Here is a 25,492-nt window from a genome sequence, read left to right on the forward strand (position 1 = left end):
GTGGGTGCGGGGGGGCGGGGTGCGGGGGGGCGGGGCGGGTGCGGGGGGGGATAGCGGGTCAGGGGTGGGCGTAGCAGGCCGGGGGTGGGCGAGGCGCAGGTGCGGGGCGCGCCGGGGTGGGCGAGGGCGGGCCGGGGGTGGGCGATGCGCAAGTTCGCGGCGGGCCGGAGTTGGGCGGGTGCGGGTGGGGATTGGTGCGGAATTCCCGGCGACACGCCGTCGGTACCGCTCGTGGCCTGGACATTCGCACCAATCTCCCCACAGCTGAGCCCGTGGGGCGCGGGCGGGGGCGGGCGCGGTTGAGGCGGGGGCGGGCGCGGTTGAGGCGGGGGCGGGCGCGGTTTTGGGCGGGCGCGGACCCGGGATGGTGCAGACCCGGGATGGTGCGGACCCGGGATGGTGGGGACCCCGGATGGCGCGGCCCCGGGATGGTGCAGGCCCGGGATGGTGCGGTGGCCCCGGCAGCCCGAAGCAACCTGGCCCCCGGATCAGCGGGTCACCACCACCGTCACCGGGCGGGACAGGTCCGTCGTCAGGTGGGTGCCCGGTGTGGGGGTGCCGTCCGGGGGTGGGAGTGTGGCCGTCGGGGCGTTTCGGGCGGCGAGGGGGATCTCGACTCGGCTGACCGTGCCTCGGGGCGCGCCGCCGGGCAGGGAGACGTACTGGACGTCGAGACACCGCTCGCGCAGACGGGCGAGGACGGCCGTGACGGTGTCACCCGGCCGGAACTCCGGGACGGTCACACGCCGGGGCACCGAGCGATCGACACCGGCACACGCCCGGTCCCTCTCCCACACCACCCCCGGCTCCCCAGCCCGTCCCTCGCCCTCCCCAGGCACCTGTGGCTGCGCGGACCCGCTGTCACTCTCCCCCGACCCCTCCGGCTGTCCGGACCCGCTGCCGCTCTCCCCCGCCCCCTCCGCCTGCCCAGACCCACCGCTGACCTCTCCCGCCCCCTCCGACTGCCCGGACCCACCGCCACTCTCCCCCGGCGCTTCCGCCTCCCCCGCCCCCTCAGGCTGTCCAGACCCACCGCCGCCCTCCCCCGGCCCCTCAGCCTGCCCAGCCCGACCCCCGCGCGGCCTGGACAGCCGGAGGATGACCCTCTCTCCTGGCGCGCCCCTCGTCGCATCCACCCGGAGCGTGTCGTCGTGCAGCCACCGCAAGGGATGCCCGTCCAGTTCGGCGAGCGCCCAGCCTCCGGTGTCGACGAGGTATGCCGTCTCGAGTGCGGGTTCCTCCGGCGGTGGCAGCCGGTGGGAAGGCCCGCGGGAGGCCCGCTCCTCGGAACGGTGCAGCTGCGGAACCACCCAGTTCGAGGGCGGCCGCTCGGGCCAGTGCCGTAGCACCACCAGCAGCTTGCACCCGGCCGGCTCGAACGGGTACGCGCGACCGCCGGTCACCGCATAGGTCCCGGCCCGGCTGACCGCCGTACGAGAAGCGCCGGAGACGTGGATGTCACCGTAGGAGTCCAGCGTGAACCGGACGGACGAAAACCCGGCTCCTCCGCCCGACTCCGAGCCCCCGCCCTGCTCCGGGCCGCCGTCCTGCCCCGAACCCCCGGCCCGCTCCGAACCCCCGGCCGGCCCCGAGCCTCCAGCCCGCCCGGCGCTCCCGCCATCCGCCGCGCTCTCGCCGTGCCCTCCGCTCCCGCCCCGACCCCCACCCCTGCCCCGCGACCGCATCGCACCCCGTGGCCAGCAGGGCTACAACCAGGACGACGGCCGTGGGTGCGCGCATCGGTGCCTCCCGAAGGGGGTGGTTCCGGCGGCCCGGGTGGCCGTCTGGCTCGGCAGTGCACCCCCTCGGCTCCGGGGCCCATTCGTCATTCGGCGAATACCAGGTGGGGTGCGGGGCCAGGGCGTAGCGTCGGAGTACGCACCGAATCGGCCCCGGGAGGCCGACATGACCCCGCCCCGCACCTCACCCCGGCCCGCGCCCCGCCCCTCCGCCGACACCCTCCTGCGCCGCATGGCGGACGTCCTGGACGAGGCCCGGCAGGATCTCGCGAGCGGCGGCGCAGTGCCCCCTGCGTCCCTGCTGCCGGGGCTCCAGCGTCTCGTCCCGTGCGACTGTGCGAGCTTCTCCGAGCTGGACATCCCGACCAGGAGAGCGCTCAACTCCCAGGAGAGCGACGACGAGGAGGACGACTACGACATGGACGCGTACTGGCGCTGGCGCCACCAGCACCTCCAGTGCGTGCAGGTCTGCCGCACGCACGACATCCCCGAGACGACGCAGATGGCGGACTTCCTCTCCGCGCGCGAGCTGCGCCACCTGCCGATCTACACGGAGTTCCTCGCCCCGCACCCCACCATCGCGTCCATCGCCCTGCCCACCGCCCCGAACCGCACCCGCGTCTTCCAGTTCTTCCGCACGGGCGCGCGGCCGTTCGGCGAGCGGGAGATGCTCACGCTGCGGCTGATGGCCCCGCATGTGTACGACCTCTACAAGCAGGCCGAGCGCCGGCGCCGCCCGCCGGTCCGGCTCACCCACCGCCAGCTGGACGTACTGCGCTGTGTGTCCCGCGGCCTGAGCACCCCCCAGATCGCCGAACAGCTCTCGGTCTCCCCGAGCACGGTCCGCAAGCACCTGGAGAACACCTTCGAACGGCTGGGCGTGTCCAGTCGAACGGCCGCGGTGGCCCGGGTCTTCCCCGAGCCGGAGTCGCTGTGACGACGGGCCGGGAACCCGAGACCCGGCTGGATCCGCGCTACAGCGAGGCGGAGGCCGAGGCGACGCCGTGGGCGGACGCCGAATCGCTGCTGGCCGCCGCCGAGCTGTTCTGGATCTCGACGGTACGACCGGACGGACGCCCGCACGTCACCCCGCTGCCCGCGGTGTGGGCACACGGCGCGCTGCACTTCTGCACCGGGCCCGAGGAGCGCAAGGCGAAGAACCTCGCGCACAACGCGTACGTCACCCTGACCACCGGCACCAACATCTGGGACCGGGGCTACGACCTGGTGCTGGAGGGCGAGGCGGTGCGGGTGTCCGACGCGGCGAGGCTCAAGGAGCTGGCCGCCGCGTGGGAGGCGAAGTACGGCGAGTTCTGGCGCTTCGAGGTACGGGAGGGGTATTTCCACCACGGTCCGGGACGCGCGGCCGTTTTCGCGGTGGCGCCGCGCACGGTTTTCGGCTTCGGTAAGGGACAGCCGTTCAGCCAGACGCGCTGGCGCTTCTGAGGGCGGCCGTACCTACTGACGTCGACGAGGGAGTCACGCCATGGACATGAGCCTCGAAGTGATCCTGCTGCCGGTCACGGACGTGGACCGGGCCAAGGAGTTCTACCGCGACAAGGTCGGCTTCCACGTGGACCTCGACGGCGAGGTCATGGAGGGCGTCCGCATCTGCCAGCTGACCCCGCCGGGCTCGGGCTGTTCGATCGCCCTGGTCGACGGCCTCCAGGTCCCCACGGGCGCCCCGCAGCCCGGCACGTACCACGGCATGCAGCTGTGCGTCACGGACGCGAAGGCGGCGTACGAGGAGCTGACCTCCCGCGGTCTGGACGTCAGCGAACCGGTCCAGTTCGCGCCCCAGGACGGCGCCACCTTCATGTACTTCAAGGACCCGGACGGCAACGGCTGGGCGATCCAGGAGTACAAGCGCCGGGAGTCGGAGCCACTGCACAAGGTCCTGGCGGACCAGGCCGGGCAGTGACAGGGGGTGCCTCCGTGAACCAGCTGGCCAGGGGAACCGTCGCGACCAGGCTCCCCGCCCAGGACCTGGAGCGGGCCCGGCGCTTCTACTCCGAGGTCCTCGGCCTCGACCCCGTCGACGAACGGCCGGGCGGGCTGCTGTACCGCTGCGGCGGCACGGAGTTCGCCCTGTTCGCCTCGACGGGCGCCTCCCCCGGTTCCTTCACCCAGATGGGATGGGTGGTCGACGACATCGAGGAGACCGTGGCGGAGCTGCGGGCCCGGGGCGTGGTCTTCGAGGAGGTCGACGTCCCCGGCCTCACGACGAAGAACGGCATCGCGGACATCGACGGCAACTACCCGACCAAGGGCTACCGCGGCGAACGCGCCGCCTGGTTCCAGGACAGCGAGGGCAACCTGCTGGGCATCGGCGAACCGACTCCGTGACACGCGTACGCCCCGCACCCCGAAGAGCATCGGGGCGCGGGGCGTACGGAGTCCTACAGCACCGGCAAGTTCTTCCGCAGTTCGAAGGCCGTGACCTCCGACCGGTACTCCTCCCACTCCTGCCGCTTGTTGCGCAGGAAGAAGTCGAAGACGTGTTCGCCGAGGGTCTCCGCGACCAGGTCGCTGCGTTCCATCAGGGTGAGGGCTTCGCCCAGGTTCTGGGGGAGTGGCTCGATGCCCATCGCGCGGCGCTCCGCGTCGGAGAGGGCCCAGACGTCGTCCTCGGCGCCCGGCGGGAGCTCGTAGCCCTCCTCGATGCCCTTGAGGCCCGCGGCCAGCAGGACCGCGTAGGCCAGGTACGGGTTGGCGCCGGAGTCGATCGAGCGGACCTCGATCCTCGCCGAGCCCGTCTTGCCGGGCTTGTACATCGGGACGCGGACCAGGGCCGAGCGGTTGTTGTGGCCCCAGCAGATGTACGAGGGGGCCTCGCCGCCGGCGCCCGCCGTGCGCTCGGAGCCGCCCCAGATGCGCTTGTAGGAGTTGACCCACTGGTTGGTGACGGCGGAGATCTCCGCGGAGTGCTTGAGCAGGCCCGCGATGAAGGAGCGGCCCACCTTGGAGAGCTGGAACTCCGCGCCCGACTCGTAGAAGGCGTTGCGGTCGCCCTCGAAGAGCGAGAGGTGGGTGTGCATGCCCGAGCCGGGGTGCTCCGAGAACGGCTTCGGCATGAACGTCGCCTGGACGCCCTGCTCCAGCGCCACCTGCTTCATGACCAGGCGGAACGTCATGATGTTGTCGGCCGTCGAGAGCGCGTCGGCGTAGCGCAGGTCGATCTCCTGCTGGCCCGGCGCGCCCTCGTGGTGGGAGAACTCGACCGAGATGCCCATCGACTCCAGCATGGTGATCGCCTGGCGGCGGAAGTCCATGCCGATGTTCTGCGGGGTGTGGTCGAAGTAGCCGGAGTTGTCGGCCGGGGTCGGCCGCGAGCCGTCCAGCGGGCGGTCCTTCAGCAGGAAGAACTCGATCTCCGGGTGGGTGTAGAAGGTGAAGCCCAGGTCGGAGGTGCGGGCCAGCGCGCGCTTGAGGACGTAGCGCGGGTCCGCGAAGGACGGGGAGCCGTCCGGCATCAGGATGTCGCAGAACATCCGGGCCGTGCCGGGGGCCTCGGCGCGCCACGGCAGCACCTGGAAGGTCGACGGGTCCGGCTTGGCGATCATGTCGGATTCGTATACGCGGGCGAATCCCTCGATCGCCGAGCCGTCGAAGCCGATGCCCTCGTCGAAGGCCTGTTCCAGCTCCGCCGGGGCCACGGCGACGGACTTGAGGAAGCCCAGCACGTCCGTGAACCACAGGCGTACGAACCGGATGTCGCGCTCCTCCAGGGTCCGGAGCACGAACTCCTGCTGCTTGTCCATTGTCGACTTCCCCATCCTTGCTGGTCAGGCCGCCTGTCTCCCTGTCCCGCAGGAGGCGGTCGGGCACCTGAGCATCACACCACAACACCATTTCATGCGCGTTGCCGACCATGATCGTCCGGCCGTCCTCGGGGTGAACGCCTCACGTCCGGCGGGTGTACTGCTCTGCCGCCCATCTTGCCTGCTCGGACTGACATACGTAATGCCCGGCCGGCTCCCACTACGATCAGTGCACCGCCCGTCCCGTCAATCGGCCCCTTTCCCCCAGAAGGACACACCTCATGGGTTCCGCCAACAAGAGCACCAGCACGGCCCGCAAGGCGCGCATAGAGGAGATGCGCCGCGCCGAACAGGCACGTGAGCGCCGCAACCGGATCGCGATCATCGCCGCCAGTATGGTGGCCGTCGCCGGTCTCGTCGCCGGCACCGTCGTCTTGGTGCAGTCGCAGTCCGACGACTCGAGCACGGCGGCCGACTCCAAGGGGGCGGGGCACTTCGTGACCGGCTCGGACGGGGTGAAGACCTGGAAGGGCACCCTGGGCCGCACCCACGTCGCCAAGACGGTGACGTACCCGATGGAGCCCCCGGTCGGCGGGGACCACAACCAGGTGTGGATGAACTGCAACGGCGACGTCTACGCCAAGGCGGTGAACAACATGAACGCCGTGCACTCCCTGGAGCACGGCGCCGTCTGGGTGACGTACACGAGCAAGGCGTCGAAGGCGGACGTGGACGCGCTCGCGGCGAAGGTCAAGAAGACGCCGTACACGCTGATGAGCCCGGACGACAAGCAGAAGGACCCGATCATGCTCTCGGCCTGGGGGCACCAGCGCACGGTGACGAGCGCCACCGACCCGAACGTCGACAAGTTCTTCGAGAAGTTCGTGCAGGGCGAGCAGACGCCCGAGCCGGGCGCGGCGTGCACGAACGGTCTGTCGCAGTGAGGTCCGCGGGCGTGGCCGTGGCGGTCGCGGGCGTGCTCGTCGCGGCCGGCGCGATCACCTACGCGGTCGCCGAGGACGGCGGCTCGGCCGACACCCCCACCGCGGACTCCGCGGACGCCGGGTTCGCCCGGGACATGGCCGTGCACCACCAGCAGGCCGTCGAGATGTCGTACATCGTGCGCGACCGCACGAAGGACGAGGAGATCCGGCGCCTCGCCTACGACATCGCCCAGACGCAGGCCAACCAGCGCGGCATGCTGCTGGGCTGGCTGGATCTGTGGGGGCTGCCGAAGGTGTCGTCGAAGCCGCCGATGACCTGGATGGGCATGGGCGACGCGCCCTCCGCCGGGGACGGTTCGCTGATGCCGGGCATGGCGACGAACGACGAGTTGAAGAAGCTGAACACGCTGAGCGGCAAGCAGGCCGAGGTCTTCTACCTCCAGCTGATGACGGACCATCACAAGGGCGGCATCCACATGGCCGAGGGCTGTGTGGAGAAGTGCACGGTCGGCGTCGAGAAGCGGCTGGCGCAGGGGATGGTCGACGCGCAGCAGTCGGAGATCGACCTGATGGCGGGCCTGTTGAAGGAGCGCGGCGCAAAAGCTCGACCATAGAGGGTTATCCCTTCAAATGGCCTTCCCATTAGCTTAATTGGGCTCCTCTTGGTGTGAGCATTCCCCTTGCGTGAACGGTTCGTCGACAGAGTGACGGCCATCGAGTGATCACTCGCGACGAACCGCACAGGGGGTTCCATGAGATCCAACCGCGCCAAGGTGCGCGCCGGCGTGAGCATGGCGGCGACACTGCCCATGCTCGCGGGCGCGCTGGCGCTCGGTATACCCGCGGCCCACGCCGCGGACAACCCGAGCCGGGACACGCTCAAGGGCACCAAGCCGGCGTGGGCCACGGCCAAGGCGGACAAGGGATCGACCTCGAACGGCTCCCAGGTCTCCCTCCGGGTCTACCTCGCCGGCAAGGACGCGACCGGCCTCGCCGCCTACGCGCAGGCCGTCTCGGACCCGAGCTCGCCGCTCTACGGCAAGTACCTGAGCGCCGCGCAGGCCAAGGCCCGGTACGGCGCGACCGAGGCCCAGGTGGCCGCGGTCAAGTCGTGGCTGACGGCGTCCGGTCTGAAGGTCACGTCCGTGACCCAGCACTACGTCGCCGTCAGCGGTGACGTGTCCGCCGCCGAGAAGGCGTTCGGCACCCAGCTGCACAACTACGCCAAGGGCGCCAAGACGTACCACGCGCCGGCGACCACGGCCACGGTGCCGGAGAGCCTCCAGGGCGCCGTCCTGACCGTGACCGGCCTGGACAACGCCCCGCACAAGGCGACCCACGACGACACGCTGCCGCCGCCGGAGACCGTGTTCCGCAACGCCGGCCCGTTCTCCTCGTACTACGGCTCGAACACCGCGAGCACCCTGCCCTCCGCGTACGGCTCGAAGATCCCGTACGCGATCCAGGGCTACACCGGCAAGCAGCTGCGTGCCGCCTACGGCGCGGGCAAGTACACCGGCAAGGGCGTCAAGGTCGCCATCACCGACGCGTACGCCTCGCCGTACATCGCCTACGACGCGCAGACCTACGCGTCCAGGCACGGCGACGCCAAGTGGGCGACCGGCCAGCTGCACCAGGTGCTGCCGAAGAACTACACCAACACCGACGACTGCGGCGCCGCCGGCTGGTACGGCGAGGAGACCCTCGACGTCGAGGCCGTGCACGCGGTCGCGCCCGCCGCGGACGTCACCTACGTCGGCGCCGCCTCCTGCATGGACGACGACCTGCTGGACGCGCTCGGCAAGATCGTCGACAACCACCTCGCCGACATCGTCTCCAACTCGTGGGGCGACATCGAGGCCAACGAGACGCCGGACATCGCGGCCGCCTACGACCAGGTGTTCCAGTTCGGCGCGGTCGAGGGCATCGGCTTCTACTTCTCCTCCGGCGACAACGGCGACGAGGTCGCCAACACCGGGACGAAGCAGGTCGACACCCCGGCCAACTCCGCCTGGGTGACGGCGGTCGGCGGTACCTCGCTGGCGGTCGGCAAGAACGACACGTACCAGTGGGAGACCGGCTGGGGCACCGAGAAGGCGGTCCTGTCGGCCGACGGCAAGAGCTGGACGAACTTCCCGGGCGCCTTCACCTCCGGCGCGGGCGGCGGTACCAGCAAGACGGTCGCCGAGCCCGGCTACCAGAAGGGTGTCGTCCCGGACGCGCTCGCCCAGGCCAACAGCGCCACCGGCAACCGCGTCGTCCCGGACATCTCGGCGGTCGCGGACCCCAACACCGGGTTCCTGATCGGCCAGACGCAGACCCTCCCGGACGGGACGCTGGGCTACGACGAGTACCGCATCGGCGGCACCTCGCTCGCCGCGCCGGTGATCGCGGCCGTCCAGGCGCTCGCCTCCGAGGCGCGTGGCGGCAAGGCGATCGGCTTCGCCAACCCGCTGATCTACGCGAAGTACGGCTCGAAGGCGTACCACGACGTGACCGACAACCCGACCGGCTCCGGCCTGGCGGAGGCGCGCGTGGACTTCGTCAACGGCTATGACGCGACCGACGGTCTGATCACCTCGGTCCGCTCCCTCGGCAAGGACAGCTCGCTGTCCGCGGTCAAGGGCTACGACGACGTCACCGGCGTGGGCACGCCCGCGAACGGCTACGTGCAGTCGTACGGCCGGCGGTAAACCCTGTGCGTGAGGGGGTGGCGTGAGGTGTCCGACACCTTGCGCCACCCCATCGTGTCGCTCTGACGATTACACTGATCCCGTGCCTGCCTCGAACTTCTGGTCCATCTATCAGCACGGGTTCGCGCGCGTCGCCGCGTGTACGGGTCACACCGTCATCGCCGACCCGCCCGCCAACGCCGCGGCGGTCCTGCGCCACGCGCGCCGCTGCGCCGAGGAGGGGGTCGCGGTCGCGGTCTTCCCGGAACTGGGGCTGTGCGGCTACTCCATCGAGGACCTGCTCCTCCAGGACGCGCTGCTCGACGAGGTCGAGACGGCGTTGTACGAGGTTGTCGCGGGCTCCGCCGACCTGCTGCCGGTCCTCGTCGTCGGCGCCCCCCTGCGCCACCGCAACCGCGTCTACAACTGCGCGGTGATCGTGCACCACGGCCGGGTCCTCGGGGTCGTACCGAAGTCGTACCCGCCCTACTACCGCGAGTTCTACGAGCGCCGGCAGATCGGCGACGGCGCCGACGAGCGCGGCGGGACCATCCGCGTGGACGGCTCGGACGTGCCCTTCGGCGTGGACCTGTTGTTCGCGGCCGAGGACGTCCCCGGACTGGTCCTGCACGCGGAGATCTGCGAGGACATGTGGGTGCCGGTGCCGCCCAGCGCCGAGGCCACGCTCGCCGGGGCGACCATGCTGGTCAACCTCTCCGGCAGCCCGATCACCGTAGGGCGCGCCGAGGACCGCAAGCTGCTGTGCCGCTCGGCGTCCTCCCGCTGCCTCGCCGCGTACGTCTACGCGGCCGCCGGACTCGGCGAGTCGACCACCGACCTGTCCTGGGACGGCCAGGCGATGGTCTACGAGAACGGCGTGCTGCTCGCCGAGACCGAGCGGTTCCCCGCGGGCGACGAGTACGCGGTGGCCGACGTGGACCTCGATCTGCTGCGCCAGGAGCGGCTGCGTATGGGCACGTTCGACGACAACCGGCGTACGCACGGGGCGCGGACGGGTGACTTCCGGACGGTCGGCTTCCAGCTCGAACCGCCCCTGTCCGACCTGGGGCTCAAGCGGCGCGTCGAGCGGTTCCCGTTCGTGCCGGCCGACGCGGAGCGGCTCGCGCTGGACTGCTTCGAGGCGTACAACATCCAGGTCGCGGGCCTTCAGCAGCGGCTCGCGGCGATCGGCGGGCCCAAGGTCGTCATCGGGGTGTCCGGCGGGCTGGACTCCACGCACGCGCTGATCGTCGCGGCGCGCGCGATGGACCGGGCGGGGCGGCCGCGCAGCGACATCCTCGCGTGGACGCTGCCGGGGTTCGCGACGAGCGACCACACGAAGTCGAACGCGCATGCGCTGATGCGGTCTCTCGGGGTGACCGCGGCGGAACTCGACATCACGCCGACCGCGCGGCTGATGCTCCAGGAGATGGGGCATCCCTTCGCCGCCGGTGAGCCGGTGTACGACGTGACCTTCGAGAACGTGCAGGCGGGGTTGCGGACGGACTACCTGTTCCGGTTCGCCAACCAGCGCGGTGGGATCGTGCTCGGCACGGGTGACCTCTCGGAACTGGCGCTCGGGTGGTCGACGTACGGCGTGGGTGACCAGATGAGTCACTACAACGTCAACTCCGGGGTGCCGAAGACGCTGATGCAGCATCTGATCCGGTGGGTGATCAGCAGCGGGCAGTTCGACGACGAGACCGGGAAGATCCTCTCCGCGATCCTCGACACGGAGATCAGTCCCGAGCTGGTGCCGGGTGAGGAGATGCAGTCGACGGAGTCGAAGATCGGGCCGTACGCGCTGCACGACTTCACGCTGTTCCATGTGCTGCGGTACGGATTCCGGCCGTCGAAGATCGGGTTCCTGGCGTGGCACGCGTGGCACGACGTGTCGGGCGGGGCGTGGCCGCCGGGGTTCCCCGAGGAGAAGCGGGTCGCCTACGACCTGCCGGTGATCCGGCAGTGGCTGGAGGTGTTCTGCCGACGGTTCTTCGCGTTCGCCCAGTTCAAGCGGTCGGCGATGCCGAATGGGCCGAAGGTGTCGGCGGGGGGTTCGTTGTCGCCTCGGGGGGACTGGAGGGCGCCTTCGGACGGGTCGGCGAGGGCTTGGTTGCGGGATCTGGAGCGGTTTGACTGAGGGAGTTGTCTATCCCGGCCCTCCGTTCAGAAGATCCGCGTATCCCCGCGCCTGCTCCCCCGCGTTGCGGTGCCAGTCGGACAGGGTGCGGTGTTCCTCTGCCAATGAGGGTTCTGCTGTAGCCATTTGGTCGAAGATGTCGGCCATTTCCTCGTGTACGGCCGCTATCGCCTCGCGGTTCGCACGGACCGCCTTCGCATGGCCGCTGTGGGCCTCGATGTCCAAGGGGCCGGTGGTCGGGCCCTGGGCGTGCAGGGTTCCGTACTCCTCGTTGAGGCGCGTGGCCCTCGCGTCCAGTTCCGTGCGCCGCAGGTGCAGCGCCGCTCCCCTCGCCCGCAGGCTCGCCTCGTACGCGTGGGAGCCCGGGAAGCGGACCGCGTCCAGGCCCGAGGTGACCGCGTGGGGGTGGTCGGGGCGCAGACGGGCATGGCGGGTGTCGGCCTCCTCCGCGACCTCCAGGGTCCTCAGGTGCGGTGGGAGGGCGCTGCGGCCCGTGGCCGCCCAGGCGTGGACGTCGGCGTACCAGCGCTCGTGGGCGGACTGGCGGGTGATCCCGGCGGCCTCGCCGATCTGGTACCAGGTCGTGCCGCGTTCACGCTCCGCGACCACCGCCTCGCGCACCACGTCCTCGACCCGGCGCTGCAGCCGCAGGGCCGTGCGGAGGAGGTCGCCGGGGGCGGGGTCCGGCTCGACCGGTACCGCGTCCAGGACGGCGTCGGCGAGCTGGCGGAGCGTGAGGGCGAGGGCCACGCGGGACTCGTCGCGGGGTGAGAGGCGGTGCAGGTCGGGGGCGGCACCTTCGGGGGCCTCGGGCATGGCTCCGGGCACGGCTTCGGGGGCGTCGGGCATGGCGTCAGGCTAACCCTGACGCCTGTGAGACCGGCGGGAGTTGTCGGTCTCGCTAGGCTTCCGGCGTGACCATCGAGCTGACCCTGTTGTCCCATGTCGCCGTCCGGGGGCGGGAGGTCACCGCACCCCGGCTGCGGGGGCTGCTGGCGTTGCTCGCCGAGGAGTCGCGGGGCGGGTGCGGTACCGGGCGGCTGGTGGCGGGGTTGTGGCCGGACGGGCGGCCGGAGCGGCCCGGCAAGGCCGTGCAGGTGCTCGTGTCCCGGTTGCGGGCGCTGTACGGCGCCGAGCTGGTGGTCAGTACGCCGACCGGGTACCGGCTGGCGCTTGGCGAGGAACAGGTCGACAGTTCCGCGCTGCTCCTGCGCGCGGCGGAGAGTGCCGGGCGGGCGCGGGCCGGGGATCACGCGGGCGCGCTGGAGCGGGCCGAGGCGGGGCTCGCGCTGTGGGACGGCGACCCCCGGGGCCCCCGGTGCGAGGAGTCGGACGATCCCGTCGTGATCCTGCGGACGGCACGGCTGCCGGTGTACCGGTCGCTGGTGCGGGCCCGGGCGCTCGCGCTCGCGCGCACGGGGCGTACGGCGGAGGCCGCGGCGCCGTTGGCCGAGGTGGCGCTCGAACTGCCGCGTGACGAGGAGGTGCTGGCGGAGCTGCTGCGCTGCGAGGGCAGAGCCGCCGCCCTGATCCGGTACGACACCTACCGGCGCGAGCTGCGGGACGAGCTGGGCACCGACCCGGGGCCCGCGCTCAAGGCGGTGTACCAGGAGCTGTTGCGCGCGGACACCGCGCCGGTCCGGCACGGTGTGCCGCACGAGCCGAACCCGCTGCTGGGGCGGGACACGGACATCGCGGCCGTGGCCGGGCAGCTGCGCACCTCCCGGGTGGTGACGGTCGTCAGGCCCGGCGGGCTCGGCAAGACCCGGCTCGCCCACGCGGTGAGCCGCTCGGCCGAGCAGCCGGCGGTGCACTTCGTCGCCCTGGCCGGTGTCACCGCCGACGCGGACGTGGCCGGCGAGGTGGCCTCGGCGGTCGGCGGCGGGGACGGGCGGCAGTTCGCCGGCAGCGGGGACGTGGTGGGCGGTGTCGTCGCCGCGCTGGGGCCGGGGCCCGCGCTGCTGGTGCTGGACAACTGCGAGCAGGTGCTCGCCGGCGCCGCCGATCTCGTACGAGCGCTGGTGTCGCGGTCGAAGGAGCTCAGGGTGCTGGCCACGAGCCGGGCACCGTTGGGGCTGACCTCGGAGGCGGTGTACGCGCTGCCGGAGCTGTCCCTGGCCACCTCCGTCGAGCTGTTCGGGCAGCGGGCGCGGGCGGCCCGGCCCGGGGTGGAGTTGCCGGAGGGCCGAGTGGCGGAGATCTGCCGTCACTTGGACGGGCTGCCGTTGGCCGTGGAGCTGGCCGCGGCCCGGGTGCGGGTGCTGTCGGTGGCCGACATCTCGCGGCGGCTGCGGGACCGTTTCGCGCTGCTCAGCGGCGGCGCCCGGGACGCGCCCGAGCGGCACCGCACACTGCGGGCGGTCGTCGAGTGGAGCTGGAACCTCCTTGAGGACGACGGCCGTTCGGCCCTGCGCGCCCTGTCCGTCTTCCCGGGCGGGTTCGCCGGGGACGCGGCTGAGTACATGATCGGCGACACCGGGGACGCGCTGGCCCTGCTGGAGCAGCTCGCCGACCAGTCCCTCCTGAAGGTGGAGGAGGGCCCGTCCGGAGTGCGCTTCCGGATGCTGGAGACGCTGCGGGAGTTCGGCGCGGCCCGGCGGGCGGAGGCGGGTGAACAGGAGGCGGTGGACGGCCGGTTCCTCGCCTGGGCACGGGAGTTCGGCCGGGCCCGCCACGACGTGCTGTTCGGCGACGACCCCATGCCCGCCTGGGTGCGGATCCGGGCCGAGCAGGACAACCTCGTCCTGGCCCTGCGGTACGCGCTGGCCCGAGCCGACGGGCCAACTACCGCGGTCCTCACCGCCGTTCTGTCCTGTCTGTGGGCCACCGACACCAACTACGCGCGGCTCGCCGCCCTGGCCGCCGACACGGCAGGTCCGCTCTCCCACTTCCGCCCCGGGCCCGAGGATCTGGAGCCGGCCCGGACCGCGGCGGCGACCTGCGCGGCGAGCCTCTTCATGGGCTACGGCCCGCACGCCGTACGCCAGTTGGCCACCCTGCGCAGGCTCCCGCCCGCCCCGCCGGACACGATGGTGCGCGCCCTGTCGGTCGTGCTGTGCGCGGTGCCGGACATCCGCCCGCCCGAGTACTCCCGTCTGCACCAACTCTGCGACGCCGACGAGCCGTTGCTGGCAGGCGTCGCCAACTGCGTCGCCAGCTACGTGTGGGAGTCCGAGCACGACACCGGGCGCGCGCTGGACTGCGCCCGCAGGATGGCCGACACACTGGGGCAGGTCGGCAACCCCGCCGTCCTGCTGCTCACCCACGGGCGGATCAGCGACCTGTGCCTCCAGTCCGAGCGGGGCGAGGAGGCGTACGGCCATCTGCGCGCCTGTCTCGCCGCGCTGGACGCGTACGGCGAGTGGTGGGACACGCTCGGCGTGCGCTGGGGGCTGGTGCTGGCCTGCCTCCAGCGCGGGGAGGTCGACGAGGCCGAGCACTGGCTGGGACAGGCCGCGCACGAACGGCGCGCCGAGCCCTCGGAGTTCTACTCCCCCGCGCTGGGCGCCCGGGCCGAGATCGCGCTGGCCCGGGGGCTGACCGAACTCGGACTCGGGCTGTGGCGGCGGGCGTTGGAGCGGATGGGAGAGGACCGGCCGCTCCAGGGCGAGGATCCGTTCGTCGACTCCTGGTGGCTGGAGCTGAAGTCGGTCGCCCTGGCCGCCCACGCCCACCACGGCCGCCCGGAGCCGGTGGCCCACCTCGCCGAGGAGCTGCGGGAACGGCTCCTCGGGATGCTGTCCGGCGCCCACGGGGAGCGGGCTCCGGTCGAACTCCCGGTCTACGGCACGGTCCTGCTCGCCCTCGGCCTCGCCGGGGTCGCCCGGGGTGACCGAACGGCCGTACGCCTGCTGGCACTTGCCGAACGGATGCCGGTGGTACGGGAGTTCCCCACCCTGTCCTCGGCCCGCGCCCGGCAGGCCGCGGAGCGCGCCGACAGGGCTGCGTACGCCGAGGCGAGGTCGGCGTACGCCGCCCTGGGGCGGGAGGAGCTGCGGGCGGCGGCGCTGCGGGAGCTCAGTGCCTCGGCTCACGGTTGAAGCGGGACTTGGACCACAGATAGCCCAGCACGGTCAGGCCGAGGCACCAACCGAGGGCGAACCAGCCGTTGTTGCCGATCTCCGTGCCGAGAAGGAGGCCGCGCAGGGTCTCGTTGGCCGGGGTGAAGGGCTGGTACTCGGCGATCGGCCGGAACCAGCCCGGCATCGCGTCGACGGGGACGAAGGCGCTGGAGATCAACGGCAGGAAGATCAGCGGCATCGCGTTGTTGCTGGCCGCCTCGGGGTTGGGTCCGACCAGCCCCATGCCGACCGCGAGCCAGGTCAGCGCGAGAGCGAAGAGCATCATCAGGCCGAACGCGGCGACCCACTCCAGGACGGTCGCGTCGTGGGAGCGGAAGCCGATGGCCACCGCGACGGCGCCGACGAGCGCCACGCTGATCACGCACTGCAGGACGCTGCCCACGACGTGTCCGACCAGCACGGAGCCGCGGTGGATGGCCATCGTGCGGAAGCGGGCCATGATGCCCTCGGGCATGTCCATGGACACGGACACCGCGGTGCCGATCGTGGTGGAGCCGACGGTCATCAGCAGCAGGCCGGGCACGAGGTAGGCGATGTACGCGGAGCGGTCCGCGCCCTCCCCCATGCCCGCGCTCATCGTGTCGCCGAAGATGTAGACGAACAGCAGCAACAGCACGACCGGTGTCAACAGCAGGTTCAGGGTCATGGACGGGTAGCGGCGGGCGTGCAGGAGGTTGCGCCGCAGCATCGTGGACGAGTCGCGCACGGCGAGGGAGATCCGGGTCGGGCGGGCGGGAGCCAGGGGGGGTGCTCATCGCAGGGCCTCCGCGGGCTGGTTCGATCCGGTCAGGGCGAAGAACACGTCGTCGAGGTCGGGGGTGTGCACGGAGAGTTCGTCGGCCTCCACACCGGCCGCGTCCAGCCAGTCCAGGACCGCGCGCAGCTCGCGCTGGCTGCCGTCGCTGGGGATCTGGAGCGTGAGGGCGTCGTCGTCGCGGGTGGTCTCGCGCAGGGCCGCCGCCGCGCGCTCGTACGCGTGGGGATCGGAGAAGCGAAGGCGTACGTGTCCGCCGGGGACGAGTCGCTTCAACTCCTCGGCACTGCCCTCGGCGACGATCCCGCCGTTGTTCAACACCGCGATCCGGTCGGCGAGTTCGTCCGCCTCCTCCAGATACTGCGTGGTCAGGAAGACGGTCACCCCGTCGGTCACCAACTCCCGAATGATCCCCCACATGTTGTGACGCGAACGCGGGTCGAGACCGGTCGTCGGCTCGTCCAGGAAGATGATCCGCGGACCGCCCACCAACGTCATCGCGATGTCGAGCCGCCGCTTCATACCCCCCGAGTAGGTCGACGCGGGCTTCTTCGCCGCCTCCACCAGGTCGAAACGCTCCAGCAGTTGGGCGGACACCCGCTTCCCCTCGGCCCGGGACAGGTGATGCAGATCCGCCATCAACAGCATGTTCTCCTCACCCGTGATCAGCCCGTCCACCGCGGAGAACTGCCCGGTCACCCCGATCGCCGCCCGCACCGCCTGCGCCTCGGCGACCAGGTCGTGCCCGGCGATCGACGCCTGACCTGCGTCGGCCCGGATCAGCGTGGAGAGGATGTTCACCGCGGTGGTCTTGCCCGCTCCGTTCGGGCCGAGCAGGGAGAACACGGTGCCCGCGGGCACCCGGAAGTCGATCCCATCGAGGACGGTCTTGTCGCCGTGGGCCTTGCGCAGCCCGGTGGCCGCGATGGCGAGTGGCCGGTCGGTTGTCGTCATGCGGCAGAGCTTGCGGGGCCGGGGATTCAGGACGGCTTCAGGACGGTTTCAGGGGGCGGGGCGGAGGTTTCGGCGCACTGGGCGACAGCGCCGGGGCAAGGGCTTCAGCACACCGACCGAAAGCGCCGGGGTCAAGCCTTCAACACACCGGCCAGGCACTCTGGAGCGCCGGGCACGAGCACTCGGACGCCGGAGGGGACCGCCGGGGACCGCCCCCGCAAGCACTTGGGCACCGGCCAAGCGCCCCGGCACCGGGAATGAGCATCCCCGCGACCGCATGCGCACCGCAAAAACCGCCCCCGATCGCATCCGCACCTTCAAGGGGCACGGCACCCCGCAAGCACCCGCACACCAGCAAGGGGCGCCCGGCAACCCCCGAGCGCCCCTCCTCGTCGTACAACCACTCAGTGGCGCCCCGCCCCGACCCGCTCCGGCACATACGAGGCCACCACCCGCTCGCGCCCGGCAGGGACCACCGCCCGCCGCCGGTCCACCGCGGCCGCGAACCCCGCGACGCCGAGGCCCAGCACCGCGAGGGCCGTTCCCGCGAGCGCCGGGGAGGTCGTGCCCAAGCCCGCGGCGAGGGCGAGGCCGCCGATCCAGGCGCCGCCGGCGTTGGCCAGGTTGAAGGCGGCCTGGTTGGCGGAGGAGGCCAGGGAGGGGGCGGCGGACGCCTTCTCCATGACCATCAGCTGGAGCGGGGAGCCGGTGACGAAGGCCGCCGTGCCGAGGAGGACGACCGCGGCGGCCGCGCTCCACTGCGCGCTCATCAGCAGGGGGAAGAGACCGAGGACGACGATCAGGGAGGTCAGGCCGCCGAAGAGCGTGCCCCGGAGCGAGTGGTCCGCGAGGCGTCCGCCCACCAGGTTCCCCACGGTCGCGCCCACGCCGAACAGCGCGAGCAGCAGGGTGACGCTGGAGTCGGCGTAGCCGGCCGCGTCGGTGAGCATCGGCGTGATGTAGCTGTACGCGGCGAAGAGCGCGCCGAAGCCGGCGACCGTGGTGCCGAGGGCCAGCCAGACCGGGACCGACCTCAGCGCGACCAGCTCGCGGCGCAGGCCGACGGCGGGCGCGTGGGCGTGGTCGTGCGGGATCAGCAGGGCCAGGGCCGCCATCGCCGCCAGGCCGATCGTGCTGACGCCGAGGAAGGTGGCCCGCCAGCCCAGGTGCTGGCCCATGAGGGTGGCGACGGGCACGCCCGCGATGTTGGCGAGGGTCAGGCCGAGGAACATCAGCGACACCGAGCGGGCCTTGCGCTCGGGGGCGACCATGCCGGTCGCGACGACCGCGCCGACGCCGAAGAAGGCGCCGTGCGGCAGACCGCTGAGGAAGCGGGCCGCGAGCAGGGTGTACTCGCCGGGGGCGAGGGCGGAGAGCGCGTTGCCGACCACGAACAGTGCCATCAGGCCGATGAGGACCTTCCGGCGGGACATCCGGGCGGTGACCGCGGCGAGCAGCGGGGCGCCGACCACCACGCCCAGCGCGTAGGCGGAGACCAGGTGACCGGCGGTGGGGATGGAGAGGTGCAGGTCGTCGGCGACGTCGGGCAGCAGGCCCATCATCACGAATTCGGTGGTGCCGAGACCGAAGGCGCCGACGGCCAGTGCGAGCAGGGCCAGAGGCATGAAGGGGACGTGCCTTTCAGAGCGAGAGCGGAGTTCCGTACCAGCTTATGTTCAGTTACGGAACAAACATCTCCGCCGCAGGCTTCCCAGGGGTTACGAGGACGTGTCGAGGTTCACACGGGCGGCCACCGGGAGATGGTCGCTGCCGGTCTCGGGGAGCGTCCACGCGCTGACCGGGTCGATGCCCTGGACCATGATCTGGTCGATGCGGGCCATCGGGAACGACGCCGGCCAGCTGAAGCCGAAGCCGCTGCCCGCCGCGCCCTGCAGGGAGCGCATCTGGGAGGTGACCGCGTTCAGGGCGCGGTCGTTCATGGTGCCGTTCAGGTCGCCGAGGAGGATCTTGCGGGGCAGCTTCTCGTCGGCGATGGCCTCGCCGAGCGCGTTGGCGCTCTTGTCACGCTCGCGGGCTGTGAACCCTGCTTTCAACTTCACCCGTACGGAGGGCAGGTGGGCGACGTAGACCGCGACCTGGCCGTCCGGGGCGGCGACCGTGGCGCGCATCGCGCGGGTCCAGCCCAGCTTGATGTCGACCGGCTTCACCGCGCTCAGCGGGTACTTGCTCCACAGGCCGACCGTGCCCTCGACCGCGTGGTACTTGTACGTCGTCTCCAGCGTCTGCTCGTAGACCGGCACCGCCGTGGCCGTCAGCTCCTCCAGGGCCACCACGTCCGCGCCGGAGGCGGCGACGTCCCGGGCGGTGCCGGCGGGGTCGGGGTTCTCGGCGTTGACGTTGTGGGTGACGACCATGAGGTCGCCGCCGGTGCCGGTCTTGTCGGTCAGCAGCCCGCTGAAGAGGTTCAGCCAGACGGCGGTCGGGACCAGCACCGCGATCAGCGCGGTCGCGGACTTCCGGAGGAGGCCGAGCACCAGCAGCACCGGCACGAGCAGACCGAACCAGGGCAGGAAGGTCTCGGTCAGGCTGCCGAGGTTGCCGATCCGGTTCGGGATCTGCGCGTGCAGCAGCATGAACAGGGCGAGCAGCAGCGCGATCGCCGCGAGAATGATGCCGCGGCGCCAGATGCGCGGGTCACCGCGCCAGCCGGACACCAGTCTGCCCAGCAGGCTCCGGAACCGGTCTCCCCGGCGCTCGGGTCCCGAGCCACCGTCCGCCGTCTCCGTCACGTATGCCTGCTGCGCCATACCGTCGCCTCACTACCTGCCGTACACACCGTCGTCCCCGTACTGCCCTCGATGGGGGGTGTCCGGCACATTCCCGTCGTCCGCCCGGAGGGCGGGCTCCACGGCGTCCGGTGCGTGCGATCGCAAGGCGCCGGGCGTCGCGGAGCAGACGGGCATGTGCCGGACGCCCCCTAGACCCTAGGGGATGATCGGCTTACTTCCCGCCGTCGCATGACGGCCGTACGGGGGCGAGGACGCACAAGTCGCCCTGGCGGGTTCCTGATTGTGGTGGCGGAAAGCGCGCTCTGTGACGAAACCCGCACACGGCTGCTACGGGGTGCGTGAACTGACGGGCCGTAGTCCTTCGAGCACGCTGTCGACGATCTGTTCGGACAGGCCCTCGGGGAGGGCGGCGTCGGGCTGCATGATGGTGCGGAAGAGCATGGGGCCGACGATCAGGTCGTTGATGAGGTTGATGTCGACGTCCGTGCGCAGCTCGCCGTTCTCCTGCCCCCGGCGCAGGATGGCGATCTGCTTCCGGCGTCGGGGCGTGACGACGATCGCGTGGTAGGCCTCCCAGACCTTCGGGCTGCTCTTCATCTGCGCGAACACGCTGTGCAGCAGCGCGGAGGAACGCGTCATCAGCCCGCGCTGGCGCAACTGCTCCAGCAGCGCCACGAGATCGTCGCGCATCGAGGTGCCGGGCAGTTCGGGGTCCGGCGGCTCGGCGGTGCGCACGACGTCGACGAACAGCTCCTCCTTGCCGTTCCACCGCCGGTAGATCGTGGCCTTGCCCACGCCCGCGGTCCGCGCGATGCGTTCGATGGACAGCTCCGCGAGCGGCACGCCCTCCTCCAGCAGCTTGATGACCGCCTCGATGATGGCCCGCTCCACGGCCTCACTGCGCGGCCGCCCCCGCGCGGGGCCCAGCTGCCCGGTCTGACTCTCGGCGAGCCCGCTCACGTCACTCGGTCCTCTCTGTGGGCTGAGGCGATTCTCCCCGTTCTACGGCGATGCCGGGCGCCGGCGTCCGCTCGGCGCCCCCGCCCGCACCTCGCCCGCTACTCCCCGGCCGCCACCAACTCCTGCTCCTCGCGCCCCGGCTGAGGCTCGGTCGGGCGCCCCGGCAGGAACAGCGCGACCACGACGGCGCCCACGACGGCCACGCCCGCGCCGCACAGGGCGGTGACGTGCATCGCGTGCAGGAAGGCGTCGTTGGCCGGTCCGATCAGGGACTCCCCGCGCGGGCCGAGCTTCGCGGCGATGCCGAGGGTGGCCTCGATGGACTCGCCCGCGGTGTCGCGGAGGTTCGCCGGGACCAGGCCGAGCTTGCCGTCGATGCCGCTGCGGTAGGCGGCGGAGAGCACCGAGCCGAGCACCGCGATGCCGAGCGCGCCGCCGACCTGCCGGAAGGTGTTGCTGAGGGCGGACGCGGAGCCGGCCTTCTCGCGTGGCAGCGCCTGCATGATGACGACGCTGGTCGGCGTCATGATGTGCGCCATGCCGGTGCCCATGAGGAAGAAGATCACTTCCAGGAGCCAGATCGGAGTGTCCCGGTCCAGCGTGGCGAACGCGGCCAGCATCGCGGCGATGAGCACCATCCCGCCGGTCGTGGTGGCCTTGTTGCCGAACCGGTCGACGACCAGCCGGGCGCGCGGCGCGAAGATCAGCTGGGCTGCGGCCAGCGGCAGCATCAGCAGACCGGTCTGCAGCGGCGAGTAGCCGCGCACGCTCTGGGTGTAGAAGACCGAGAAGAAGGTCACGCCCATCAGCGCGAAGAAGGTCAGCGCGATCGCGGCCATGGCGGCCGAGAACACCTTGTTCTTGAAGTAGGTGACGTCCAGGGACGGGTGGTCGCTGCGCTTCTCGAAGACCACGAAGGCGACGAGCACGGCGAGACCGGCGCCGATGGTGGCGAGCACGGTGGCGTCCGTGAAGTCGGCCAGCTCGCCGCCCTTGATGATGCCGTAGACCAGCAGGACGAGGCCGATGACGGAGAGCACCACGCCGACGGGGTCGACGCGGCCGGGCCGCGGGTCGCGGGAGTCGGGGACCAGCCAGAGCATCAGGCCGAGGGCGAGGATCACGATCGGTACGTTGATGAGGAAGACCGAGCCCCACCAGAAGTGGTCCAGGAGCACTCCGCCGGTGATCGGGCCGATGGCGATGGCGAGTCCGACGCCGCCCGCCCAGATGCCGATGGCCTTGGGCTGCTCCTCGCGCTCGAAGACGTTCATGAGGACGGCGAGGGTGGCCGGCATGACGAAGGCGGCGCCGAGGCCCATCAGGGCACGGAAGGCGATCAGCTGGCCCGGGGAGCCGGAGGAGGCCGCGAGCGCGGAGCCGATGCCGAACACGAGCAGGCCGCCGAGCAGGACCTTCTTGCGGCCGAGCCGGTCGCCGAGCAGTCCCGCGGTGAACAGGAGCCCGGCGAAGACCAGGGTGTAGGCGTTGATCGCCCACTCCAGCTCGCTCTGGGTGGCGCCCAGCCCGGTGGGGGCGGGGGTCGAGATCGTCTTGATCGCGACGTTCAGGATGGAGTTGTCGAGCACCACGATCAGCAGGCTCAGCATCAGCGCGCCGAGGATCGCCCAGCGGCGCCGGTGCACGGCCTCGGGGATCCGGGATTCAGGGACTGCGGTAGTCATGGGTCCGAGCGTAGCCCCATTACGATACGGCACCGTCTCGTATCGTAAGTCTTTGCCGAGACCTTACGTGCCGGACGCGGTGCCGGACGCCTCACACCGACCACCCCTGGCCCTCCCCGACCCGAGGTGCCACCATGGACGTGGTCCGGGGACACCGTCAGGGTGCCTCGAGATGACGTAAGGAGCCGTTCCCATGACGCAGCTCTCGGCTGCCCAGAACACCTCCGACGGCAGCAAGGCGCTGTACGGAGGCAAGGGCACCCGCCGTATCACTGTCCGGGACATCGCCCTCGCCAAGGAGCGGGGCGAGAAGTGGCCCATGCTCACCGCCTACGACGCGATGACCGCGTCCGTCTTCGACGAGGCCGGCATCCCGGTGATGCTGGTCGGCGACTCGGCGGGCAACTGCCACCTCGGGTACGAGTCCACCGTGCCCGTCACGCTCGACGAGATGACCATGCTGTCGGCGGCCGTCGTACGGGGCACCTCGCGCGCCCTGATCGTCGGCGACCTGCCCTTCGGCTCCTACCAGGAGGGCCCGGTGCAGGCGCTGCGCTCGGCGACCCGGCTGGTCAAGGAGGCCGGGGTCGGCGCCGTGAAGCTGGAGGGCGGCGAGCGCTCCCACGAACAGATCCGGCTCCTGGTCGAGTCCGGCATCCCGGTCATGGCGCACATCGGCCTGACCCCGCAGTCCGTCAACGCCATGGGCTACCGCGTCCAGGGCCGCGGCGAGGAGGCGGCCCAGCAGCTGCTGCGCGACGCCAAGGCCGTCCAGGACGCGGGCGCCTTCGCGGTCGTCCTGGAGCTGGTCCCGGCGGAACTCGCCGCCGAGGTCACCCGGGTCCTGCACATCCCGACGGTCGGCATCGGCGCGGGTCCGGAGACCGACGCGCAGGTCCTCGTCTGGACCGACATGCTCGGTCTGACCGGCGGCCGGGTGCCGAAGTTCGTCAAGCAGTACGCCGACCTGCGCGCGGTCATGTCCGGCGCGGCGAAGGCGTTCGCGGAGGACGTCGTCGGCGGGACGTTCCCGCAGGAGGAGCACTCCGTCCACTAGCTCCTCCGGCCCACTTGAGCCACAGCGGCACCACAGCGCCCCGCCGATCTTCCCCCGTCGGCGGGGCGTTCCGTGTCCGCGGGGCTGTCGGTGGGCTGTAGGCGGCTGTCGGCGACCTGTAGGCGGTTTGTCGGTGGGCGCTGGCACCGTTCTCGGCATGACGCGAATCGACAAGAACCCCAAGGGCGGGAACTCCGCCGTGTCCGTGCGGGGGCTGGTCAAGCACTACGGCGAGACCAGGGCACTCGACGGTGTCGACCTGGACGTGCGCGAGGGCACCGTGAGGGGTGTGCTCGGGCCGAACGGGGCCGGCAAGACCACCCTCGTCCGCATCCTGTCCACCCTGCTGAACCCTGACTCCGGGCAGGCGACCGTCGCCGGCTACGACGTCGTACGGCAGCCCCGGCAGCTGCGCCGGGTGATCGGGCTGACCGGCCAGTACGCCTCCGTGGACGAGAAGCTCCCCGGCTGGGAGAACCTCTACATGATCGGGCGGCTCCTCGACCTGCCCCGCAAGGAGGCCCGCGCCCGGGCCGACGAGCTGCTGGAGCGGTTCTCGCTGACGGACGCCGCGAAGCGCCCGGCGAGCACCTACTCCGGAGGTATGCGGCGCCGGCTCGACCTCGCCGCCTCCATGATTGGCAGCCCCCAGGTGCTCTTCCTGGACGAGCCCACCACCGGCCTGGACCCCCGCACCCGCAACGAGGTGTGGGACGAGGTCAAGCGCATGGTCGGCGACGGCGTCACCGTCCTGCTGACCACCCAGTACATGGAGGAGGCCGAGCAGCTCGCCTCCGAACTGACCGTCGTCGACCACGGCAAGGTCATCGCCGAGGGCGCCATCGAGGAGCTGAAGGCGAAGGTCGGCGGCCGCTCCCTGCGCGTACGGCCCGTCGACCCGATGCAGCTGCGGCCGCTCGCCGGCTGGATCGACGAGCTCGGCATCACCGGCCTCGCGGGCACCACCGTGGACGTCGACGGCGGCTCCGTCCTGGTCCCGGTCCTCAGCGACGAGCAGCTGACCGCCGTGGTCGGCGCGGTCACCGCCCGAGGGGTCACCCTCTCCTCCATCACCACCGAACTGCCCAGCCTGGACGAGGTGTTCCTGTCCCTCACCGGCCACCGCGCCAGTGCCCCGCAGGACGCCACGCCCACCTTCGAGGAGGTCGCCGTATGAGCGCCGCCACCACCGCGCCCACGGCCGTCGACGCCCGGATCCCGCTCCGCGGCCATCTGCGCCACACCGGCGCCCTGATCCGCCGCAACCTGCTGTGGATCCGCCAGGACCCGGAGTCGATGGCCGACGCGATCCTGATGCCGGTGATCTTCACACTGCTATTCGTGTTCGTCTTCGGCGGCTCGATCGGGCAGTCGCTGGGCGGCGGCCAGGACCAGTACGTGCAGTACGTCATCCCCGGCATGATCGCGATGATGAGCATGACGCTGTCCCAGGGCGTCGGCACCGGCTTCAGCCAGGACTTCAACTCCGGTGTCATGGACCGGTTCCGGTCGCTGCCGATCGGGCGCGGCTCGGTGCTGTTCGCGAAGATCGCGGTGGAGGTGATGCGCATGCTGTTCGCCACCGCCGTACTGATGCTCGTCGCCGTCCTGGTCGGATTCGACATCACCAACTGGCCCGGTCTGTTCGCGACGGTGGCACTGGCCACCGTGTTCGCCTCGTCGATCATGTGGGTGTTCATCACGCTGGGCGTGGTCATGAAGAGCGCGCAGTCCGTGCAGGCGATGGGCTTCCTGGTGCTGTTCCCGCTGCAGTTCGGCTCGTCGATCTTCGCGCCGACGAACTCCATGCCGGGCTGGCTCCAGCACTTCACCGACTACAACCCGCTGTCCACGCTCGCCGACGCGGCCCGTGGCCTGATGGTGGGAGGTCCGGTCGCGCACGACCTGTGGGTGACGCTCGGCTGGTCGGCCGCCATCACGGCGGTCGCGGCGCCGTACGCGATCCACAAGTTCCGTACCAAGAACTGACGTCG

Annotated in this window: 21 protein-coding genes; 12 read left to right on the forward strand and 9 right to left on the reverse strand. The window is 71.4% G+C overall.

The window, feature by feature from the left end:
• Positions 1 to 488: 488 nt before the first annotated feature.
• Positions 489 to 755 carry a hypothetical protein gene (locus ABZ896_RS34100; RefSeq protein WP_360937499.1) on the reverse strand — a complete coding sequence of 89 codons (267 nt, stop codon included), beginning with the start codon at positions 753 to 755 and terminating at the stop codon, positions 489 to 491.
• A 1,150-nt stretch (positions 756 to 1,905) separates the two neighbouring features.
• On the opposite strand from ABZ896_RS34100, the gene ABZ896_RS34105 reads away from it, so the two are divergent.
• From ABZ896_RS34105 to ABZ896_RS34120, 4 genes are read left to right on the forward strand one after another with little or no spacing between them, the layout of a single operon-like run.
• Positions 1,906 to 2,676 (forward strand): helix-turn-helix transcriptional regulator, encoded by a 771-nt coding sequence (locus ABZ896_RS34105; protein WP_360937501.1) that lies wholly within the window; start codon positions 1,906 to 1,908, stop codon positions 2,674 to 2,676.
• The gene (locus ABZ896_RS34110) at positions 2,673 to 3,185 is read left to right on the forward strand and encodes a pyridoxamine 5'-phosphate oxidase family protein (RefSeq protein ID WP_360937503.1); all 513 of its coding nucleotides are present in this window, start codon (positions 2,673 to 2,675) and stop codon (positions 3,183 to 3,185) included. Before ABZ896_RS34105 ends, ABZ896_RS34110 begins: the two co-directional genes overlap by 4 nt.
• 40 nt (positions 3,186 to 3,225) lie before the next feature.
• Positions 3,226 to 3,660 carry a VOC family protein gene (locus ABZ896_RS34115; protein WP_360937505.1) on the forward strand — a complete coding sequence of 145 codons (435 nt, stop codon included), beginning with the start codon at positions 3,226 to 3,228 and terminating at the stop codon, positions 3,658 to 3,660.
• 14 nt (positions 3,661 to 3,674) lie between these two features.
• Positions 3,675 to 4,085 carry a VOC family protein gene (locus tag ABZ896_RS34120; protein WP_360937507.1) on the forward strand — a complete coding sequence of 137 codons (411 nt, stop codon included), beginning with the start codon at positions 3,675 to 3,677 and terminating at the stop codon, positions 4,083 to 4,085.
• Between the two features lie 53 nt (positions 4,086 to 4,138).
• Here ABZ896_RS34120 and glnA read toward each other — a convergent pair whose 3' ends face one another.
• Positions 4,139 to 5,500 carry a type I glutamate--ammonia ligase gene (gene glnA / locus ABZ896_RS34125; protein WP_360937509.1) on the reverse strand — a complete coding sequence of 454 codons (1,362 nt, stop codon included), beginning with the start codon at positions 5,498 to 5,500 and terminating at the stop codon, positions 4,139 to 4,141.
• Between the two features lie 281 nt (positions 5,501 to 5,781).
• Here glnA and ABZ896_RS34130 point away from each other — a divergent pair, with 281 nt between their 5' ends.
• The 4 genes from ABZ896_RS34130 to ABZ896_RS34145 all read left to right on the forward strand — a co-directional run bounded on the left by ABZ896_RS34130 (position 5,782) and on the right by ABZ896_RS34145 (position 11,256).
• Complete coding sequence (locus ABZ896_RS34130; protein ID WP_360937511.1) at positions 5,782 to 6,444, forward strand: DUF3105 domain-containing protein; 663 nt, start codon at positions 5,782 to 5,784, stop codon at positions 6,442 to 6,444.
• An 11-nt stretch (positions 6,445 to 6,455) separates the two neighbouring features.
• Positions 6,456 to 7,058, forward strand: a complete 603-nt coding sequence (locus ABZ896_RS34135; RefSeq protein WP_360937513.1) for a DUF305 domain-containing protein — start codon at positions 6,456 to 6,458, stop codon at positions 7,056 to 7,058.
• Positions 7,059 to 7,196: 138 nt separating this feature from the next.
• Entirely contained in the window at positions 7,197 to 9,137 is a 1,941-nt protein-coding gene (locus ABZ896_RS34140; protein WP_360937515.1) for a S53 family peptidase, read from the forward strand.
• An 82-nt stretch (positions 9,138 to 9,219) separates the two neighbouring features.
• Positions 9,220 to 11,256, forward strand: a complete 2,037-nt coding sequence (locus ABZ896_RS34145) for an NAD(+) synthase (protein WP_360937517.1) — start codon at positions 9,220 to 9,222, stop codon at positions 11,254 to 11,256.
• A 9-nt stretch (positions 11,257 to 11,265) separates the two neighbouring features.
• Here the strand turns inward: ABZ896_RS34145 and ABZ896_RS34150 are convergent, their stop codons facing one another.
• Positions 11,266 to 12,105, reverse strand: a complete 840-nt coding sequence (locus ABZ896_RS34150; protein WP_360937519.1) for a hypothetical protein — start codon at positions 12,103 to 12,105, stop codon at positions 11,266 to 11,268.
• 65 nt (positions 12,106 to 12,170) lie between these two features.
• Here ABZ896_RS34150 and ABZ896_RS34155 point away from each other — a divergent pair, with 65 nt between their 5' ends.
• Positions 12,171 to 15,296 carry a BTAD domain-containing putative transcriptional regulator gene (locus tag ABZ896_RS34155; protein WP_360937521.1) on the forward strand — a complete coding sequence of 1,042 codons (3,126 nt, stop codon included), beginning with the start codon at positions 12,171 to 12,173 and terminating at the stop codon, positions 15,294 to 15,296.
• Here the strand turns inward: ABZ896_RS34155 and ABZ896_RS34160 are convergent.
• The 6 genes from ABZ896_RS34160 to ABZ896_RS34185 form a co-directional block, all read right to left on the reverse strand.
• Positions 15,274 to 16,026: an ABC transporter permease gene (locus tag ABZ896_RS34160; RefSeq protein ID WP_360937572.1), complete on the reverse strand. Its 753-nt coding sequence runs from the start codon at positions 16,024 to 16,026 to the stop codon at positions 15,274 to 15,276. The two genes, ABZ896_RS34155 and ABZ896_RS34160, sit on opposite strands and share 23 nt — an antisense overlap.
• Positions 16,027 to 16,089: 63 nt before the next feature.
• Positions 16,090 to 17,046, reverse strand: a complete 957-nt coding sequence (locus tag ABZ896_RS34165; protein ID WP_360937523.1) for an ATP-binding cassette domain-containing protein — start codon at positions 17,044 to 17,046, stop codon at positions 16,090 to 16,092.
• Positions 17,047 to 17,450: 404 nt separating this feature from the next.
• Positions 17,451 to 18,671 (reverse strand): MFS transporter, encoded by a 1,221-nt coding sequence (locus tag ABZ896_RS34170; protein WP_360937525.1) that lies wholly within the window; start codon positions 18,669 to 18,671, stop codon positions 17,451 to 17,453.
• Positions 18,672 to 18,764: 93 nt separating this feature from the next.
• On the reverse strand, positions 18,765 to 19,814 hold the full coding sequence (locus tag ABZ896_RS34175) for an endonuclease/exonuclease/phosphatase family protein (protein WP_360937528.1): 1,050 nt from the start codon (positions 19,812 to 19,814) through the stop codon (positions 18,765 to 18,767).
• Positions 19,815 to 20,123: 309 nt separating this feature from the next.
• Positions 20,124 to 20,756, reverse strand: coding sequence for a TetR/AcrR family transcriptional regulator (locus ABZ896_RS34180; RefSeq protein WP_360937531.1), 633 nt, complete (start codon positions 20,754 to 20,756; stop codon positions 20,124 to 20,126).
• A gap of 98 nt (positions 20,757 to 20,854) precedes the next feature.
• Positions 20,855 to 22,441 (reverse strand): MFS transporter, encoded by a 1,587-nt coding sequence (locus ABZ896_RS34185; protein WP_360937534.1) that lies wholly within the window; start codon positions 22,439 to 22,441, stop codon positions 20,855 to 20,857.
• A gap of 193 nt (positions 22,442 to 22,634) precedes the next feature.
• On the opposite strand from ABZ896_RS34185, the gene panB reads away from it, so the two are divergent.
• The 3 genes from panB to ABZ896_RS34200 all read left to right on the forward strand — a co-directional run bounded on the left by panB (position 22,635) and on the right by ABZ896_RS34200 (position 25,487).
• Positions 22,635 to 23,498: a 3-methyl-2-oxobutanoate hydroxymethyltransferase gene (panB, locus tag ABZ896_RS34190; RefSeq protein WP_360937537.1), complete on the forward strand. Its 864-nt coding sequence runs from the start codon at positions 22,635 to 22,637 to the stop codon at positions 23,496 to 23,498.
• Between the two features lie 157 nt (positions 23,499 to 23,655).
• Positions 23,656 to 24,675 (forward strand): ATP-binding cassette domain-containing protein, encoded by a 1,020-nt coding sequence (locus tag ABZ896_RS34195; protein WP_360937540.1) that lies wholly within the window; start codon positions 23,656 to 23,658, stop codon positions 24,673 to 24,675.
• On the forward strand, positions 24,672 to 25,487 hold the full coding sequence (locus tag ABZ896_RS34200) for an ABC transporter permease (RefSeq protein ID WP_360937543.1): 816 nt from the start codon (positions 24,672 to 24,674) through the stop codon (positions 25,485 to 25,487). The genes ABZ896_RS34195 and ABZ896_RS34200 overlap by 4 nt, the downstream gene beginning before the upstream one ends.
• Positions 25,488 to 25,492: the final 5 nt, after the last annotated feature.

The sequence above is a fragment of the Streptomyces sp. NPDC047072 genome (assembly GCF_040643855.1).
Classification (GTDB): Bacteria; Actinomycetota; Actinomycetes; order Streptomycetales; family Streptomycetaceae; genus Streptomyces.

What these genes read in the sequence shown, in the direction of transcription:
- ABZ896_RS34105 (WP_360937501.1), top strand. Translation starts at nt 1,906, where the DNA reads ATGACCCCGCCCCGCACCTCACCCCGGCCCGCGCCCCGCCCCTCCGCC.
- ABZ896_RS34115 (WP_360937505.1), top strand. Translation starts at nt 3,226, where the DNA reads ATGGACATGAGCCTCGAAGTGATCCTGCTGCCGGTCACGGACGTGGAC.
- glnA (WP_360937509.1), bottom strand. Translation starts at nt 5,500, where the DNA reads ATGGACAAGCAGCAGGAGTTCGTGCTCCGGACCCTGGAGGAGCGCGAC.
- ABZ896_RS34130 (WP_360937511.1), top strand. Translation starts at nt 5,782, where the DNA reads ATGGGTTCCGCCAACAAGAGCACCAGCACGGCCCGCAAGGCGCGCATA.
- ABZ896_RS34140 (WP_360937515.1), top strand. Translation starts at nt 7,197, where the DNA reads ATGAGATCCAACCGCGCCAAGGTGCGCGCCGGCGTGAGCATGGCGGCG.
- ABZ896_RS34150 (WP_360937519.1), bottom strand. Translation starts at nt 12,105, where the DNA reads ATGCCCGACGCCCCCGAAGCCGTGCCCGGAGCCATGCCCGAGGCCCCC.
- ABZ896_RS34160 (WP_360937572.1), bottom strand. Translation starts at nt 16,026, where the DNA reads ATGCTGCGGCGCAACCTCCTGCACGCCCGCCGCTACCCGTCCATGACC.
- ABZ896_RS34165 (WP_360937523.1), bottom strand. Translation starts at nt 17,046, where the DNA reads ATGACGACAACCGACCGGCCACTCGCCATCGCGGCCACCGGGCTGCGC.
- ABZ896_RS34170 (WP_360937525.1), bottom strand. Translation starts at nt 18,671, where the DNA reads ATGCCTCTGGCCCTGCTCGCACTGGCCGTCGGCGCCTTCGGTCTCGGC.
- ABZ896_RS34175 (WP_360937528.1), bottom strand. Translation starts at nt 19,814, where the DNA reads ATGGCGCAGCAGGCATACGTGACGGAGACGGCGGACGGTGGCTCGGGA.
- ABZ896_RS34185 (WP_360937534.1), bottom strand. Translation starts at nt 22,441, where the DNA reads ATGACTACCGCAGTCCCTGAATCCCGGATCCCCGAGGCCGTGCACCGG.
- panB (WP_360937537.1), top strand. Translation starts at nt 22,635, where the DNA reads ATGACGCAGCTCTCGGCTGCCCAGAACACCTCCGACGGCAGCAAGGCG.
- ABZ896_RS34195 (WP_360937540.1), top strand. Translation starts at nt 23,656, where the DNA reads ATGACGCGAATCGACAAGAACCCCAAGGGCGGGAACTCCGCCGTGTCC.
- ABZ896_RS34200 (WP_360937543.1), top strand. Translation starts at nt 24,672, where the DNA reads ATGAGCGCCGCCACCACCGCGCCCACGGCCGTCGACGCCCGGATCCCG.